Annotated in this window: 14 protein-coding genes and 1 tRNA gene; 9 read left to right on the top strand and 6 right to left on the bottom strand. The window is 43.9% G+C overall.

Features of this window, described 5'->3' with window-relative positions; all coding sequences use genetic code 11:
- Positions 1 to 26: 26 nt before the first annotated feature.
- The 4 genes from infC to AC4MCC_RS02705 form a co-directional block, all read right to left on the bottom strand.
- A complete protein-coding gene (gene infC, locus AC4MCC_RS02720) occupies positions 27 to 578 on the bottom strand; it encodes a translation initiation factor IF-3 (protein WP_081400954.1) in 552 nt (183 codons plus the stop codon).
- A gap of 5 nt (positions 579 to 583) precedes the next feature.
- Entirely contained in the window at positions 584 to 2,506 is a 1,923-nt protein-coding gene (gene thrS, locus AC4MCC_RS02715) for a threonine--tRNA ligase (protein WP_159123058.1), read from the bottom strand.
- A 227-nt stretch (positions 2,507 to 2,733) separates the two neighbouring features.
- Positions 2,734 to 3,900 carry an alanine racemase gene (locus AC4MCC_RS02710; protein WP_491885661.1) on the bottom strand — a complete coding sequence of 389 codons (1,167 nt, stop codon included), beginning with the start codon at positions 3,898 to 3,900 and terminating at the stop codon, positions 2,734 to 2,736.
- Positions 3,901 to 3,912: 12 nt separating this feature from the next.
- Complete coding sequence (locus AC4MCC_RS02705) at positions 3,913 to 5,196, bottom strand: D-arabinono-1,4-lactone oxidase (protein WP_491885660.1); 1,284 nt, start codon at positions 5,194 to 5,196, stop codon at positions 3,913 to 3,915.
- A 241-nt stretch (positions 5,197 to 5,437) separates the two neighbouring features.
- Between AC4MCC_RS02705 and AC4MCC_RS02700 the strand changes: the two genes are divergently transcribed.
- A complete protein-coding gene (locus AC4MCC_RS02700; RefSeq protein WP_419375136.1) occupies positions 5,438 to 7,081 on the top strand; it encodes an acyl-CoA synthetase in 1,644 nt (547 codons plus the stop codon).
- Positions 7,082 to 7,359: 278 nt separating this feature from the next.
- Here the strand turns inward: AC4MCC_RS02700 and AC4MCC_RS02695 are convergent.
- A tRNA-Leu gene (locus AC4MCC_RS02695) sits at positions 7,360 to 7,446 on the bottom strand.
- 167 nt (positions 7,447 to 7,613) lie between these two features.
- On the opposite strand from AC4MCC_RS02695, the gene queA reads away from it, so the two are divergent.
- The 8 genes from queA to secF all read left to right on the top strand — a co-directional run bounded on the left by queA (position 7,614) and on the right by secF (position 15,871).
- Complete coding sequence (gene queA / locus AC4MCC_RS02690) at positions 7,614 to 8,648, top strand: tRNA preQ1(34) S-adenosylmethionine ribosyltransferase-isomerase QueA (protein ID WP_491885659.1); 1,035 nt, start codon at positions 7,614 to 7,616, stop codon at positions 8,646 to 8,648.
- Positions 8,649 to 8,666: 18 nt separating this feature from the next.
- Complete coding sequence (locus tag AC4MCC_RS02685; protein ID WP_491885658.1) at positions 8,667 to 9,695, top strand: hypothetical protein; 1,029 nt, start codon at positions 8,667 to 8,669, stop codon at positions 9,693 to 9,695.
- Between the two features lie 25 nt (positions 9,696 to 9,720).
- A complete protein-coding gene (locus AC4MCC_RS02680; protein ID WP_419375139.1) occupies positions 9,721 to 10,290 on the top strand; it encodes a LemA family protein in 570 nt (189 codons plus the stop codon).
- A 110-nt stretch (positions 10,291 to 10,400) separates the two neighbouring features.
- Positions 10,401 to 11,255, top strand: coding sequence for a hypothetical protein (locus AC4MCC_RS02675; protein ID WP_491876544.1), 855 nt, complete (start codon positions 10,401 to 10,403; stop codon positions 11,253 to 11,255).
- Positions 11,256 to 11,377: 122 nt separating this feature from the next.
- Positions 11,378 to 12,508, top strand: coding sequence for a tRNA guanosine(34) transglycosylase Tgt (gene tgt / locus AC4MCC_RS02670; protein ID WP_341121404.1), 1,131 nt, complete (start codon positions 11,378 to 11,380; stop codon positions 12,506 to 12,508).
- Positions 12,509 to 12,608: 100 nt separating this feature from the next.
- Entirely contained in the window at positions 12,609 to 12,938 is a 330-nt protein-coding gene (gene yajC / locus AC4MCC_RS02665; protein WP_004783613.1) for a preprotein translocase subunit YajC, read from the top strand.
- Between the two features lie 52 nt (positions 12,939 to 12,990).
- Positions 12,991 to 14,889 (top strand): protein translocase subunit SecD, encoded by a 1,899-nt coding sequence (secD, locus tag AC4MCC_RS02660; protein WP_159123076.1) that lies wholly within the window; start codon positions 12,991 to 12,993, stop codon positions 14,887 to 14,889.
- A gap of 7 nt (positions 14,890 to 14,896) precedes the next feature.
- Positions 14,897 to 15,871, top strand: a complete 975-nt coding sequence (gene secF, locus AC4MCC_RS02655) for a protein translocase subunit SecF (RefSeq protein ID WP_491885657.1) — start codon at positions 14,897 to 14,899, stop codon at positions 15,869 to 15,871.
- 55 nt (positions 15,872 to 15,926) lie between these two features.
- Here the strand turns inward: secF and AC4MCC_RS02650 are convergent, their stop codons facing one another.
- A complete protein-coding gene (locus AC4MCC_RS02650; RefSeq protein ID WP_491885656.1) occupies positions 15,927 to 16,577 on the bottom strand; it encodes a hypothetical protein in 651 nt (216 codons plus the stop codon).
- Between the last annotated feature and the right edge of the window lie 60 nt (positions 16,578 to 16,637).

Here is a 16,637-nt window from a genome sequence, read left to right as displayed (position 1 = left end):
GCAGGGCTTTTTTCATCAAGAGATGCTTACTTTTTCTTTTTAGGACCAAGCAGCATACCCATTTGACGACCTTCCATTTTTGGCGCTTGTTCAACTACACCATATTCAACGACGTCTGCTTCAACTTTTTGCAGTTGAGCCAGACCCAGTTGTTGGTGAGCCATTTCACGACCACGGAAACGCAGGGTAATTTTTACCTTGTTTCCTTCTTCAAGGAATTTGATGATTGCACGTAATTTTACGTTGTAATCACCTACATCTGTCGCAGGACGTAGCTTGATTTCTTTCACCTGGACTTGATGTTGTTTTTTCTTCGCTTCTTTCTGCTTTTGTTTCAGATCAAACAAATGCTTATTGAAGTCCATGATTTTGCAAACAGGTGGCTCAGCATTGGCTACGATCTCAACAAGATCAAGCTCAACATTTTCTGCTGCGCGCAATGCTTCCGCAAGGCTTACAATACCTTTTTGCTCACCATTTTCGTCTACAAGACGAACTTCTTTAGCACGAATTTCATCATTCAAGGCAGGACGGTTTGATTTATTACCGCCCTGTTGATTACGGTCAGGCTGTTTAATCGCTGTTACTCCACAATGTACCGGCCGCGTTCGGCAACGGCTGCTTTTACTAAGTCAACGAAAGCATCGATTGACATAGTACCCAAATTTTTTCCTGAGCGGGTACGGACATTCACAGTACCTTCCTCTACCTCACGGTCCCCAAGTACCAATAAGTAAGGAATACGCTCTAAAGTACGTTCACGAATCTTAAAGCCGATTTTCTCATTTCTCAAGTCAGAAATTGCACGAATTCCGTTTTCTTTAAGTTTCGCGACGACTGACTCACAAGCCTCAGCTTGAGCATCAGTAATATTCATGACACACGCTTGCACTGGTGATAACCAAGGTGGCATAAAGCCCGCGTAGTGCTCAATCAGTATACCAATAAAACGTTCAAAACTGCCAAGAATTGCACGATGCAACATTACAGGCTGATCACGATCGTTATCCTCAGTGACATAAGAGGCATCCAGACGTTCTGGAAGGTTGAAGTCACATTGAATGGTACCACACTGCCAGATTCGGCCTAAGCAGTCTTTCAATGAGAATTCGATCTTCGGACCGTAGAATGCACCTTCACCTGGTTGTAAATCCCAATCTAGGCCAGCAGCATCTAAAGCATCTGCCAAAGATTTTTCTGCCATATCCCAAAGTGCATCATCACCCACACGTTTTTCAGGACGTGTAGATAACTTCATTTGTACTTCTTCAAAGCCAAAATCTTTGTATACGTCTAGTGTCAATTTGATAAAGTCTGCAACTTCAGTACCGATTTGTTCTTTAGTACAGAAAATATGCGCATCATCTTGGGTAAAACCACGTACACGCATGATGCCGTGTAAAGAACCCGATGGCTCGTTACGGTGACATGAACCAAACTCCGCTAAACGGATTGGAAGATCACGATATGATTTTAAGCCCTGGTTGAACACTTGCACGTGACAAGGACAGTTCATCGGTTTCACGGCGTAGTTACGGTTCTCTGAATGAGTCGTAAACATGTTTTCAGCATAGTTCGCTGCGTGACCTGATTTTTCCCAAAGCGTGAAATCCACCACTTGTGGTGTACGGATTTCAAGGTAACCATTTTCTTGCTGAACTTTACGCATGTATTGTTCAAGCACTTGGTAAATGGTCCAGCCGTTTGGATGCCAGAACACCATACCTGGTGCTTCTTCCTGCATATGGAACAAGTCTAAGGCTTTACCAATTTTACGGTGATCGCGTTTTTCAGCTTCTTCAATACGCTTGATATAAGCTGCGAGCTGTTTCTTATCCGCCCAAGCTGTACCATAGATCCGTTGTAGCTGTTCATTCTTCGCATCACCGCGCCAGTAAGCACCAGAGATTTTAGTCAGCTTGAATGATTTTAAGAATTTGGTATTTGGTACGTGCGGACCACGGCACATATCCAGATAGTCCTGATGGTAGTACAGGCCCATTTGAGTTTCTTCAGGCATATCTGCGATCAGGCGCAATTTGTATTCTTCACCACGGGCTGTGAATTCTGCAATCACTTCATCACGTGGAGTCATTTTTTTCACGACGTCATAGTCTTGATCGATGAGCTTTTTCATACGCTCTTCAATCGCAGCCATGTCATCTAAAGTAAATGGACGTGGCATCCAGATGTCATAGTAGAAACCTTCTTCAATGACTGGACCAATGACCATCTTTGCTTCTGGGAACAATTGCTTAACGGCATGACCCACCAAGTGTGCGCAAGAGTGACGAATAATTTCGACACCTTCTTCATCTTTAGGCGTGATGATGTGTAAGGTTGCGTCTTCAGTAATCAGATCGCACGCGTCCACTAGACGATCGTTTACACGACCTGCAACGGTATTTTTTGCAAGACCAGGACCGATGCTTTGAGCAACTTCCATCACAGATACGGCGTGATCAAATTGTTTTTGATCGCCATTTGGCAAAGTGATAATTGGCATATGAAATCCTTAAGGAGTGATGCCCCGTACCATGGAGCATGTCACCGCGAGATTATGATCGAGGGAGAACCTCAAAAGATAAAAACGGTGGATAAATAAAAAATCGCCTAGAATTTTACACGGCTTGGGCCAATGATTAAACCTTTTCCCTAATAAAAATAGGATTTATCACCAAAAAGTTCTTTTGAGCCGCAATGAGTTAAGATCATTATTCTCTCAAAAATTATTTATTCTCTAAAGGTTTGCCACGCTTCAAATTGCCTTTCAGCATAGACATATAATTGAGAAAACTGGGGAATGATGGCTTCACTTTGAGTTGGTCTTAAAAACACATAATCATCAACTTTCAGTTCGCAAGATTTCGGTACCAGAACCATTTCCTGATTGCTACTGCGTCCATATAAAACATGCGGCTGGCTTTTTTCTGGAAAATAATAGTCCGCCTGCCAGTAGCCACCATACACAAATAGCGCTTTATGCTGATGTGGTAGATGATTCAGCATTTCCAGTCCAGGAATCTGGCTATAAGGCAGCACTTTTAAAATCGGAGTGGCGATCCACAAGGCAGATTTTAAAGCAGAGAGATTGTCCAGATCGAAATCGCTGGGTTTAAGTAGCATGGAACCAAAAGCCAGATCATTACAAACACTCTGCTGGCAATGCTGCATAAAGGTCGGACTGCCGCCACCATTAAAACATAGGTTTTCATGCCATAAATCAGGAAATTGCTGCAGCGTCATCTTGAATTGTTGATAAATCTGCTGTGATTGCTGATAACTTTTTTCAAGTCTTTTGAGAATCTTTGGCAGTTTGGCTACATGCGCATCATAGCCCATTAATCCGGAAAATTTTAGATTCAGAGGATGCTGCTGAATCAGCTTGAGTAGGGCTACAAACTGTTCCTGACTGCTTACTCCTCCGCGATGCAGCCCCACATCAATTTCAATATTTATATTCAGGCAGAAATTCAGGTTTTGGGCGAGTTGCAGATACTGCTCCAGCCGTGCCTGACTATCGATCAGCCATTGAATATTTACTTGAAGATTTAAGCCCTTTTGACCAAACAAGCTTTGATAAAAGCGCTGCACTGCATGAACCGGCATTGGCTTACCGAGCAGAATGTCGGCTTGTTGAAATGCTCCGATAATTTCCTGAAGATGTGGCAGATGAAATACCATAAAACGCTGGGTATTCAACTTTTCACTAGCGAATTGAAGCAACTCGGTACTGGCCAGGGATTTCACCACCAGACGTGGCTTTAATTGCACAGGGAGCTTTGACTGCACAACATTCAGATTATTCTGATATTGCGCCAAATCGAGAATCAGTTGTGGTGTACCTGTACCCAGCTGTTTTAGGTCTTGAGTCAGTTGCTGAAAATAAGTTGATCGCATCTTCTACTCCTGCTACTTAGCCAGAAACAGTTGTTTCAAGTAGGAATTCAGCCATTTTTGCTGCGGATCCAGCTGCTGACGTAGCGCTATAAATTCAGGCCATTTTGGATATAAATCGCGCAGTGATGCAGCATGCATGCTATGCAATTTGCCCCAATGCGGTCGCCCCTGATATTTCTGAAAAATCGGTTCAATTAGATTAAAAATGACATGATAATCCTGCTTATGAAACTGATGGATAGAAATTGAAACTGAATCCCGCTGATAGAACGGACTAAGCCAGATATCATCCGCTTTGACATAACGAAACTCGATCGGAAAGAACATCGGCACACGATGCTGCCTTAAACAATGCAGCACTTCTTCCAGACACTGCAAGCCTAGTTCGACCGGAATCTGGTATTCCATTTCATTAAATCGGGTATTACGCGGTGTGGGGAAAATCTGACTGGACCAATCCACAAAACAGGTCGGTTTGACAAAAACACCGAGCAGCTTTTGCAGATAAGGATTGGTAAACGGCAATAACCGTGTCAATTCAGAGCACAACATCAATAAACTGTCTTCTGATGGCCAGCTTTCTTTTCTCGGCTGAATGCATTCATCCGTTTCATCTAGTGTTTTCAGCATGACCTGATCAGCATGTAAAAATGCCCAAAACTCAATATGCCGATGCTGATGTTTCCATTGATCGATATTGGAAAATATGTCTTTTAATGGACACAACCGGATCTGTTCTTTTAATTTATAACGCGGCCGATTTTGCAGGGTGATTTTGGTGAGTATTCCGAGACTGCCCAGTGCTACCCGCCCTGCCTGAAAAATTTCCGTATTTTGCTGCTCATCACATTGCAATAATTCGCCATCTGCAGTCAGTAATTCAAAGCCTTGAACGAAAGCAGATAGACACGGTAAATCAATTCCCGTGCCATGCGTACCGGTCGAGATTGCACCCGCCAGACTTTGCTGATCAATATCACCTTGGTTGATCAAAGCCTGATTAAGAGGGGCTAGATATTCACCCAACTCATATAATCTCGTTCCTGCCTGTACAGTACATTGAGCTGTCGCTTCATTTGCATCTATCACGCCTTTGAAATGATCCAGACTAATCAATACCTCATCGGTTTTGGCTAGCGCACTGAATGAATGTCCTGCACCCACCACACGAATCTGCGCATGTGACTTCACCAGATTTTGCAATTCATTAATTTCTTTAGGCTCAAAAATTTGAGGAGAACTGTACTGGCTTCCTGACCAGTTGTGCCATGTTGCATCCGCCTGTTGTATTTTCATTATTATTCCTTGGCTGAGGCTATTTTTAACACCCATTTAGAGTAAAATACCTAAAAAGGCAAATATGGGAACCCATAGGTTCAAAAAAATCAGTGCTTAAAAATAATTTTATTAATATTCAATTATTTAAATTTTTAAAATTATACATTTGCACTCGACTAAAGCATAACTGCAAGACTTCCAAGAATTGCATATCTTTTTTAACAGGATATGAAAAATAAATATAGAACGGAGTTTTACAATGGTTAAGGCATACGATGAATTACCGCGCACCCCTGCCAATTTTGTAGCGCTGTCACCTTTACGCTATCTCGATCGCGCGGCTTATATCTACCCGAATCAAAACGCGATCATTCATGGTAAGCGTCGTATTACTTGGCGTGAAAAATACAATCGTTGCCGTCAGTTTGCCCACCAGCTCCAGAATTTAGGCATCGGTAAAAATGATACCGTTTCAGTTTTGCTGCCAAACGTACCTGCGATGATCGAAGCACACTTTGCTGTGCCAATGGCGGGTGCGGTCCTGAATACCTTAAATACCCGTCTGGATGCCAAAACATTGGCGTTCATGCTGGAACATGCTGAGACCAAAGTACTGCTGGTCGATCCAGAATTTTCCGCAGTTGCAACAGAAGCTTTGGCACTCGTTCCACAGCAGGACATTTATGTGATTGATGTGGCTGATGAAGAATTCGAGGGTGAAGATACCCGTATCGGCCAAATTGAATATGAAGACTGGCTGGCTCAAGGCGATGCCAATTTTGAATGGCATTTACCGGATGATGAGTGGAATGCAATCAGCCTGAACTACACTTCTGGAACCACAGGCAATCCGAAAGGCGTAGTTTACCATCACCGTGGCGCCTATATTAATGCAGCCAGTAATATCATTGCTTGTGGCATGATGCCGCGTGCCACTTACTTATGGACCTTACCGCTGTTCCACTGTAATGGCTGGTGTTTTGCCTGGACTATGGCAGCCAATGGCGGTACGAATGTCTGCTTACGCAAGGTTGATCCGGAACTGATCTTTAAACTCATTTCTGAACATAAAGTGGATTATTTCTGTGGCGCACCCATTGTACTATCGATGCTGATTAATACCCCTGAAGAGAAAAAGACCAAGTTTGATCATCGTGTCGAAGTGATGGTAGCCGGTGCTGCACCTCCTGCTGCAATCATTGAGGGCATGCGTAATATCGGCATCAATGTGACTCACGTCTATGGTCTAACTGAGACCTATGGTCCTTCTGCGCTCTGTGCATCTCAGGCAGGCTGGTCAGATCTTTCAATTCAGGAGCAGGCACAACTGCATTCTCGTCAAGGTGTACCATATCCATTGCAAGATGGCATGAAAGTACTTGATCCTGACACTATGCAGGAAGTGCCACATGATGGTCAGACCATGGGTGAAATCATGTTCCGTGGCAACATCGTCATGAAAGGTTATTTAAAGAATCCGGAAGCAACTGCAGAAGCCTTTGCCGGTGGCTGGTTCCATACTGGCGATCTAGCAGTATGCCAACCTGATGGTTATGCGAAAATTACCGACCGCTCTAAGGACGTGATTATTTCAGGTGGTGAAAACATTTCATCGCTAGAAGTGGAAGAAGTGCTCTATCAGCATCCTGCTATTCTTACGGCAGCCGTGGTGGCAAAACCAGACCCACGCTGGCAGGAAGTGCCATGTGCTTTTATCGAACTGAAAGCAGGACAAACTGCCACAGCCGAAGAGATTATCGAATTCTGCAAGCAACATCTGGCGCGTTTTAAAGTACCTAAAGATGTAGTGATTACCGAGATTCCAAAAACTTCAACCGGGAAATTGCAGAAATTTATCCTGCGTGACTGGGCCAAAGAACGCTCAACGGGTGAATTTTCTTAATTTATTAAGACTGTGGTATCTAGCTCCACTCCTGAATTTTATTTTTGATAGTGAAAAAGAAAAATTTGGTGAGTGGGGCTTTTTTATATTCAGAATAAAGGCAATTCATTTATTTAAGTAGCTGAATTTAAAGTGCTGATTAAGGTACTTATTCTGAAAGATGCCTTACAAAACTAAAGATAAAGAATGCAATCAATCAATGAGGTTCACATCCACATGCTTATTTTTAGGCAATAAAAAACCCCAAGACTTAATATGCTTGGGGTTCTTCAGAATCTTGGTCCCGAGGGTCGGACTCGAACCGACACGTCATCTCTGACAGCGGATTTTGAGTCCGCCGCGTCTACCAATTTCACCACCTCGGGAGTGGATGACGGCTATATTACTCTGTTTCAAAAACTTGTCAACGCAGAAAAAACACATTTGCCTAATTTTAAAACAATTCTTATTTTTTTGTTTTATAATCGAGCAATTCCCGCCATAAAAAAGAAAAAAGTTTATACTAGTCGCAGTTTTTTTATCGTAAATTGTCATGCAACTTTCTGATTTTAGTTTCGATCTCCCTGATGAGCTGATTGCTCGCTATCCTCTTGAACAACGTAGTGCTTCTCGCCTGTTACACCTTGATGCACAAGGCCAATATCATGATCACCAGTTCACCGATATACTGGATTTATTGAATGAAGGCGACTTGCTGGTTCTGAACGATACCAAAGTGATGAAAGCGCGCCTGAAAGGTAAACGTGCCTCTGGTGGTGCAGTTGAAGTACTGGTTGAGCGTATGATGGATCAGTTCATTGCGCACTGTCATATCAAGGCCAGCAATACACCCAAAGCCGGTGCAGAATTATTTATTGGTCCAGATGAAGTCAAAGTCACCGTTCAAGGCCGTCATGAAAATCTGTTTATTGTCGAGTTTTCTCAGCCGATTCTGGATGTGCTGGATAAATACGGCGCACTGCCAATTCCGCCTTATTTCAATCGTGAAGCCGAAGAAATTGATACGGTTCGTTATCAGACTGTCTTCAATGATCCGACTAAACTGGCCAGTGTTGCTGCTCCTACCGCTTCCCTGCACTTTGATGAAGAGTTGCTGAAGAAACTGGAAGAAAAAGGCATTCAGAAAACCTTTGTGACCTTACATGTGGGAGCTGGTACATTCCTGCCGGTTCGTACCAATGATATCGAAAACCATATTATGCACAGCGAATGGTGTCAGGTATCGGATGAATCCATAGAGCTGATCAAAGCCACCAAAGCACGCGGTAATAAAGTAATTGCTGTGGGTACGACCGCAACCCGTGCGACCGAAAGTGCGGCTCAGGCCAATGGTGGTGAACTGAAAGGCTGGACCGGTGATACTCAAATCTTCATCTATCCGGGTTATGAGTTCAAAGTAGTGGATCGTCTGATTACCAACTTCCATTTACCGGAATCTACCCTACTCATGCTGGTTTCAGCTCTATCTAACCGCGAAAACATCCTGAATGCTTACAAACACGCGGTTGAAAGCAAATACCGCTTCTTCAGTTATGGCGATGCCATGCTGATTGATCAAGCGCAATAATCAGCAGGAACCCTCCCCATGCCGATCGAGTCTGTGCAGCACTCCATTCATATTCGACGTAAGAAAAATGAAGTAGTGTTTCGCAATATCGCCCGGCTCTGGGATCTGGGTCGTCAGGCCAAAAGCCATCAGGAATTATTGGATGGCTTGCATCCATGGAACGGCCCAATTAGCTTAAAATTTGAAAATAATTTACCGTTTGCCCTAGCCGGAATCGGACTCTTTTTGATTGGCTGCATCTTTGTAGCGCCTGCTAATATCTGGATGCAAATCGGTGTTTTCTTTGGATGCCTACTGGTATTCTGGGCTTATATCAGCTATGAACATCGAAAGCCACTGGATGAAGTCATTCGCTATCTGGAAGATGAGGCGCTCGCCAAAAAATACCAGCTGGCTTTTCAGAAGCAGCCACAACATATCTCGATTCCGCTCAATCCCCTACATTTTATTAGCCATTTAAAACGTCTGTTCCCGGTATTTAATCAAGGCTCTCTGAGTAATGAAATTTCACGCTATGCCAGCACTGTCTGGGAAGATGAAGATGGTCAACAACATCAGGTTCTGGTCTTTCAATATCATTATGTGCATGAAGTTCAGGTACGCAATAAGGAAGGTCAACCGGTCAAACTGACCCAGGTACATAAAGACCTTTGGGGGGTATTTGTTTTTGATGTTCAGATTCAGGGGCTAGCCGTGACTACCTCCAGAAAGAAATTTCATTATCCGTATGCTCATCCCTGGCACAGTAGCGACATTCGCACCAACCAGAAATTAAATTTCTTTGGCAGCGATCCGATGCAAATGGCGAAACTGCTCACGCCTGGTTTTGTACTTCGACTGGCGGACTTTTTTGAACAGCGTCAGGGCGATTTATTGTTTCACCCGGAGAGCCATATGCTCTGTTATCTGGGACCACATGATTTATTTGAGGTATCCAGTAAACACGACATAATTAGCGATATTTCCACATTGCGTGGCCATCTCAGAACGTTTAAATTAATAGAATTGGAAAAGTTACATACTGATCTGACGCAATTTTTAAAATAATTATTTTTTCCTGGGGACTATTCTTATGGGATTTTTTGTTTTTGTCATTATCCCGCTTCTGGTCATTATTGCCATTATCATGATTCGTAACAGCATTGTGCGCCATCATAACTCCACTATTCGTGCATGGTCCGATGTCGCTAGCTATGAGCGGCAAAAACTAAAAATCCTGGATGGTCTGCAACCTCTGGTTGAGCAATATTCCAGTTTTGAAAAAGGGACTTTAGAGAAAGTTACTGAACTGCGCCAGAACATTATGAACCTGAATATTCAGGATGCCGATATTGCCCAGTTACAACGGGTTGAAAACCTGAATAAAGAACTGATGCGCAGCCTGAATGTGGTGATTGAAAACTACCCTGAACTGAAAGCCAATAATATTTACCTGAAAATGATGAATGAAATTGAAGAACAGAATGAAAATGTCGGTGCTGCGATCACCATCTACAACCGCAATGTCGAACTCTTCAATAACCAGATCCAGATTTTCCCGCACAATATTATCAATAACATGTTCCTCAGAAAGAAAGCCGTACGCCCTTTCCGTGACCAGACCGTGAGTCAGAACTTTGACTATCGTCCGAACTTTCACTGAGAAAAATCATTACATTTTATAGTTTTTGATTTGCAATACATTGGCTTATGATGAAATAGCGAGAGATAAAGCAATACACTTATAAAATCCAATAAAAAGAATAAAAAATCATGCTGGATTATTTAGAACACTTGCAACAGACGCTGGTCAAGGAATTTTATCAGCTGTATGACCGTTATCAGGATGATGAAATCTATGCCTGTAGTCTGGTCTTTGATGAATTTTTGCTGCTGGATGATCTGGCGATTTCCACAGAACGTAGCATTTTTCAGGACCCTGAAGATTCACAGCAATATCTGGCCGAACGGGATCGCTGGAATGTGCGAAAATGGCGCTATAGAAGCCAGAGCTCTCCTCAATCCGAGCTTATACCTGTTAAAGCCTTGCTGGCAGAGTATTTTAAAACCCAGCATAGTTTTGGCCATCCTGTCTTAGCCCAGCAAAAACAGCTTCCCGCTACTCACTTGGAGTTATTGCTAGAAACTTTTAAGCAAGCCAAACATCGACTTTCTGAAGCTTATGGTCTGGATCTAGGTTCGATTATCTTTTTTCTCAGCGTTCCGACCCAACCCGAATGTGAATACCAATCTGCACTTGAACTCAATTCTGACAGTCGCTTATTGCAAGACTTTTTAGCTTCCAGACAGACCTTGTCTCAACCGACAGTCAATAAGCGTTTAAAACTCTCGCAGAATGACAAAGACATCCTGATTGACCTGGAACAAATGCTGGCGATGGAGCCTTATGACTATCTACAAGTGGCGCAGGATGCCTATTTACTGACGCTGGAATCTTATTTTATCGACAGCAATATCTATATCCAGAAACTGATCCTGCATATTGCTGCCATGGCGGCTGAACCTGATGGTAGCTGTGCCTTGAGCCGGGAAGAAATCATGCAGCGTTTACAGCAGTTTTCTGCAAATTCACCCCTTTCACTTGATATTTCCTTTATTCATCGATAAATAAAATTACAGAGTGAATTCTCTACAATGCTGGCGTTTAAGGTCAGAATCAAGGAAAATAGCGCCCTTTAATTCGCATTAATAATCAGCGAACTGTTTTTTCGCCTTGATTTGGAACTCTTATGAAGTTTGAAAAATTAGGTCAGTCGGGTCGTGCCCGTCGTGGTCGTTTAACGCTTGAACATGGCATAGTAGAGACACCCGTCTTTATGCCAGTTGGTACTTATGGCACGGTTAAAGGCATGTTGCCACGTGATGTTGAAGGCATTAAAGCGCAGATTATCCTCGGTAATACCTTTCACTTGTACCTGCGCCCGGGCCTTGAAGTCATCAAGCAGCATGGTGGCCTGCACGGTTTCATGAAATGGAATAAACCGATTCTGACTGACTCAGGCGGCTTCCAGGTCTTCAGTCTGGGTGCAATGCGCAAGATTGAAGAAAAAGGCGTGACCTTCCGCTCCCCGATCGATGGTTCAAAAGTTTTTCTTTCACCTGAAATTTCGATGGAAATTCAGCACACGCTGAACTCTGACATTGTGATGATTTTTGATGAATGTACGCCTTATCCTGCAACCCATGAAGAAGCGCAAAAATCTTTGCAACTGTCTTTACGCTGGGCTGAGCGCTGCAAGAAACATCATCATGATGAGCTCAACAATAAAAATGCCCTGTTCGGGATTATTCAGGGCGGGATGTATGAAGACCTGCGCGATGAATCCTTAAAAGGCCTGCTTGAGATTGACTTCGATGGTTATGCGATTGGCGGTCTGTCCGTTGGCGAACCAAAAGAAGAAATGATCAAGGTACTGGATTATCTTCCGAACAAAATGCCGGAAAATAAACCGCGCTACCTGATGGGTGTGGGTAAGCCAGAAGATATCGTTGAAGGCATCCGTCGCGGTGTAGACATGTTCGACTGCGTCATGCCAACCCGAAATGCACGTAACGGTCATTATTTCGTGACTGATGGTTTGGTGCGTATCCGTAATAGCCAATACCGTCATGATCAAAGCCCGCTTGATCCACATTGCGACTGCTATACCTGTCAGAACTTTACCCGCGCTTATCTGTTCCATTTAGAGAAATGTGGAGAAATGCTGGGTTCTATGCTCGGTACCATCCATAACCTGCGTTATTACCAGCGTTTTACCGAAGATATCCGCAATGCGCTGGATAACGGAACTTTTGATGAATTTGTTCAGGACTTTTACGCTCGTCGTGGCCTGGAAGTTCCACCTTGTCCACAAGATTAATCTTTCAGCATTTGCGCTGAGGAAAAAGACAGGGTAAATTGCAAGAATATGTCAATTTATTATCAAGTTGATCACCAGTTTTTTATTTTAGGAAAATGAAATGAGCCTATTTATTTCGACTGCTCACGCTGCAGGTGAAGCTGCACAACAACCAAGCTTGATGGCTAACCTTTTGATGATTGCGGTTTTTGTTGCAATCTTCTATTTCTTGATCTGGCGCCCTCAATCAAAACGTGCCAAAGAGCACCGTGCTCTGGTTGACAGCCTTGGCGTAGGCAGCGAAGTCGTTTTTGCAGGCGGCTTAATGGGCAAAATCACTAAAATTGAAGGTGATTTCGCAGTCGTTGAGCTGAGCCGCGGTGTAGAAGTCAAAGTTCAACGTGCGAGTGTGATCTCAGTTCTGCCTGAAGGCACTTTAAATAACATTTAATCAAAATTAGTCGTGCTCCCCGCACGACTTTTTCATTTTAAGAAGAAAACGAATGCGTTACCCAGCATGGAAATATGTGCTGATCCTGGTTGTCCTGGTGGTCAGTACTTTATATGCCCTGCCAAGTTTGTATCCAGATGAACCTGCTGTACAGATTTCGGGTGCCAAAGCCGGTACTCAGATTGACGCAGGCATCGTACAAAAAGCAGAGCAGATTTTAACAACTGAAAATATTGCAACTCACGACAATAGCTTTAGTAATAACGCTGCTTTATTACGTGTAAATTCAAGTGAAGCGCAGCTGAAAGCCAAAGAAGCTTTACGCCGTGGTTTAGGTGATGAATACGTCGTAGCACTTAACCTTGCTCCAACCACCCCAGAATGGCTACAGAAAATTGGTGCCAAACCAATGAAACTGGGTCTGGACTTACGTGGTGGTGTTCACTTCCTGCTCGAAGTGGATATGGATAAGGCGATTGCACAGCGCATGGACACCTCTGCAACTGACCTACGTCGTCAGCTGCGTGATAATAACCTTAAATTCAATAGCCTGAATTTAAGCAATAACACCATTGTTGTGCAGTTTGCCAATAATGATGATCGTGCCGCCGTGATGGATTTCTTGCGCCGTAATGGCAATGAATTCAATCAGCAGGCAGTGGCGACTGAAACTGGTTCGACTTTACGCCTCAACTATACCGATACGCGTAAGCAGGAAATCGAATCTTATGCGGTGAACCAGAACTTAACTACTTTACGTAACCGTATTAACGAGTTAGGTGTGGCTGAAGCACTGGTACAAACTCAAGGTAGCAACCGTATTGTGGTTGAACTTCCGGGTGTACAGGATACCGCAGAAGCAAAACGTGTCTTGGGCCGTACGGCGAACCTGGAATTCCGTCTGGTGTCTGATCTGAATGATCAATATATCGATCCTTATACTGGCCAATTAAGTGGTACAGCTCCAGCAGGTACTCAGGCATTTGCTTATGAATCTCTGGACAGTGGTCGTCAGTTATTGCTAAACCGTAACCGTATTTTGACCGGTGAACGTGTACAAAATGCATCCTCTGGCTTTAGTCAGGATACTGGCGGTGCTGAAGTTAATATTACGCTGGACAGCGCTGGCGGTAAATTGATGGCAGATGCTACACGTAATGCCGTAGGCAAACGTATGGCGGTACTGTTTATCGAGAACAAGCAAAAGATCAGCTACGTAGAAGATCCGGCAACTGGTGCACAAACTGAAGTGCGTACGCCATATACTGAATCTGTGGTCATTAACGCTGCAACTATTCAGGCAGTATTGGGTTCTCAATTCCGTATTACCGGTCTGGACTCACCTCAGGAAGCTTCTGAACTTGCACTGATGCTACGTGCTGGTGCTCTGGCCGCTCCAATGTATTTCGTTGAAGAACGTGTGATTGGTCCAAGTCTGGGTCAGGAAAATATTGATAAAGGCGTACTCTCTACTCAAATCGGCTTCATTTTGGTAGCGATCTGGATGGTCGTATTCTTCCGTCTATTCGGTGTAATTGCCAACTTCGCGCTGGTTGTTAACCTGGCAATGATTCTGACAGTAATGTCATGGATTGGCGCTTCCCTTACCTTGCCGGGTATTGCCGGTATCGTAATTACCATCGGTATGGCGGTCGATGCCAACGTACTGATCTGTGAGCGGATACGGGAAGAAATGAAATGGGGGGCCTCGCCGAAACAGGCTATTGTGGCCGGTTATGATCGAGCCTATAACACCATTTTCGACTCGAACTTAACTACCTTCCTGGTCGCGTTCATTCTGTTCGCAATTGGTACTGGTCCGATCAAAGGCTTTGCTGTAACCCTGATGATTGGTATTGTCTGCTCGATGTTTACGGCGATTACCGTAACCCGTGCGATCGTACAGATTATCTATGGCAAAAAACGTAACTTGAAAAAGTTGAGCATTTAGGAGATCGATGATGACTGAAAATACTCAACTGAATCAGAAACAGTACGGTCGCCCTGAAGACGAACGCGTGATTCCTTTTATGAAGGTTGCATTGCCTGCGGCAGTGTTCTCTATCATCCTGACGGTCGCCAGCATCTTCTTTATTGCGACCAAAGGCTTAAACCTCGGTCTGGACTTTACCGGTGGTGTATCAGCGGAGCTGAACTATACCAATCCGGTAAAATCGGAAGATGTGACTCAGGCACTCAGCAAAGCTGGCTTTGATGATGCTGTCGTGCAGACGCTGGGCTCGGAACGTGACCTGATGGTACGTATGCCGGTACAGGAAGATATTGAAGCAGAAGACCTTACCAAAGCCGTTACTGCAGCAGTTCAGCTGCCAGGCAATGCGGCTCAGGTACCTAAGGTCGATGTAGTCGGTGGACAGGTCGGTAACGAGCTGTATGTGCGTTCTGCAGGTGCAGTTGCCCTTGCCCTGTTGCTGATGCTGGTCTATGTCACCATCCGCTTTGAGTTCAAACTGGCGATGGGTGCGGTACTGTCATTGTTCCACGATATCGTGGTGACCATCGGTATCTTTGCCATGATGCAATGGCCATTTGACCTTACAGTTCTGGCTGCACTACTGGCGATCATCGGTTTCTCACTCAACGATAACATCGTGGTCTCTGACCGTATTCGTGAGAACTTCCGTAAGATCCGGGGTGCTGAACCTGTTGAAATCATCAATATTGCCTTGACTGAAACCTTACGCCGTACCATTCATACTTCTGTGACCTTGTTGTTGGTTGTAGTTGCCATGATGATCATGGGCGGTGCTGGTCTAAAATGGTTCTCGATTGCGATGTTTGTGGGTGTCTTTGTTGGTACCTATTCTTCGATCTATATTGGTACAGCCTTCGCCCTGTGGCGCGGTCTGAATCGTCAGGACTTTATTGTTCAGGTGAAACCAGAGTTTGAAGACGAAAATCAGCTTCCATAAGCTTAACATTTTCGATTTCGCTATTCAGCCCATCTTATGATGGGCTGAATTATTTCTATCTTAAGAAAATTGAATGCTGAGGCACTATGGCAATCACAGGGTGGATTTTAGCTACATCAGATTTCTGGAAACTGACCATGCGGTTTTCATCCAGACTTTGGATCTGATAGCTGTCTTGGTTTTCCGAAATCAGCTCCACAATGAGTTGTAGTCCATTAATTAAATAAAGACACATCAAGCCAGATGGCTGTAAATCAGCTTGCTCATCACAGACCAACCACCAACCTGCTTTTAGGCTCGGAAAATAATACTGTCCTGTGACCTGAATGGCATAATGCTGAGGTTCCAATTTCAACCAAGGTACAAGATTTTCTACTGCGTCTATGGCTTTCATTTTAAAGGCTTGCTGCTCAACAACCTGCATCTGGAACAAATTCATTTTTGCAGGACTAGATGCCACTTCAATGACAGGTGCTTCAGCACGATCCAATATTAAACTTTCTAAACCAAGTTGCTGTTCCAGCTCGCGTGCAGCCTTCTCTCCAATCTGGCGCTTACTGTTCAGTAGCTGGGTAATATAGGCTGCAGACAGACCAAAGTGCTCGCAAATCTCTTTGCCATTATTAAACTGCTGGCTATCAATCAACTGATCGATTACTTTGGCCAGATTATTTCTTCTCAGTTCAAATATTTCCGTGGCACTCATGTTTATTATTTGCTCTTTTCCCTCTTCAGCACACCTTATAACAAAAAAGCCCGCAATTGA

It is taken from the genome of Acinetobacter sp. CAU_H_56 (assembly GCF_058599425.1).
The sequence above is the reverse complement of the archived record's forward strand: the minus strand, read 5'-3'. Positions and strand labels throughout refer to the sequence as shown.

Excerpts from the sequence above, each read along its gene's own strand:
- thrS (WP_159123058.1), bottom strand. The coding sequence starts at position 2,506 with ATGCCAATTATCACTTTGCCAAATGGCGATCAAAAACAATTTGATCAC.
- queA (WP_491885659.1), top strand. The coding sequence starts at position 7,614 with ATGCAACTTTCTGATTTTAGTTTCGATCTCCCTGATGAGCTGATTGCT.
- tgt (WP_341121404.1), top strand. The coding sequence starts at position 11,378 with ATGAAGTTTGAAAAATTAGGTCAGTCGGGTCGTGCCCGTCGTGGTCGT.
- AC4MCC_RS02685 (WP_491885658.1), top strand. The coding sequence starts at position 8,667 with ATGCCGATCGAGTCTGTGCAGCACTCCATTCATATTCGACGTAAGAAA.
- AC4MCC_RS02710 (WP_491885661.1), bottom strand. The coding sequence starts at position 3,900 with ATGCGATCAACTTATTTTCAGCAACTGACTCAAGACCTAAAACAGCTG.
- AC4MCC_RS02650 (WP_491885656.1), bottom strand. The coding sequence starts at position 16,577 with ATGAGTGCCACGGAAATATTTGAACTGAGAAGAAATAATCTGGCCAAA.
- secD (WP_159123076.1), top strand. The coding sequence starts at position 12,991 with ATGCGTTACCCAGCATGGAAATATGTGCTGATCCTGGTTGTCCTGGTG.
- AC4MCC_RS02675 (WP_491876544.1), top strand. The coding sequence starts at position 10,401 with ATGCTGGATTATTTAGAACACTTGCAACAGACGCTGGTCAAGGAATTT.
- yajC (WP_004783613.1), top strand. The coding sequence starts at position 12,609 with ATGAGCCTATTTATTTCGACTGCTCACGCTGCAGGTGAAGCTGCACAA.
- secF (WP_491885657.1), top strand. The coding sequence starts at position 14,897 with ATGATGACTGAAAATACTCAACTGAATCAGAAACAGTACGGTCGCCCT.
- AC4MCC_RS02680 (WP_419375139.1), top strand. The coding sequence starts at position 9,721 with ATGGGATTTTTTGTTTTTGTCATTATCCCGCTTCTGGTCATTATTGCC.
- AC4MCC_RS02705 (WP_491885660.1), bottom strand. The coding sequence starts at position 5,196 with ATGAAAATACAACAGGCGGATGCAACATGGCACAACTGGTCAGGAAGC.
- AC4MCC_RS02700 (WP_419375136.1), top strand. The coding sequence starts at position 5,438 with ATGGTTAAGGCATACGATGAATTACCGCGCACCCCTGCCAATTTTGTA.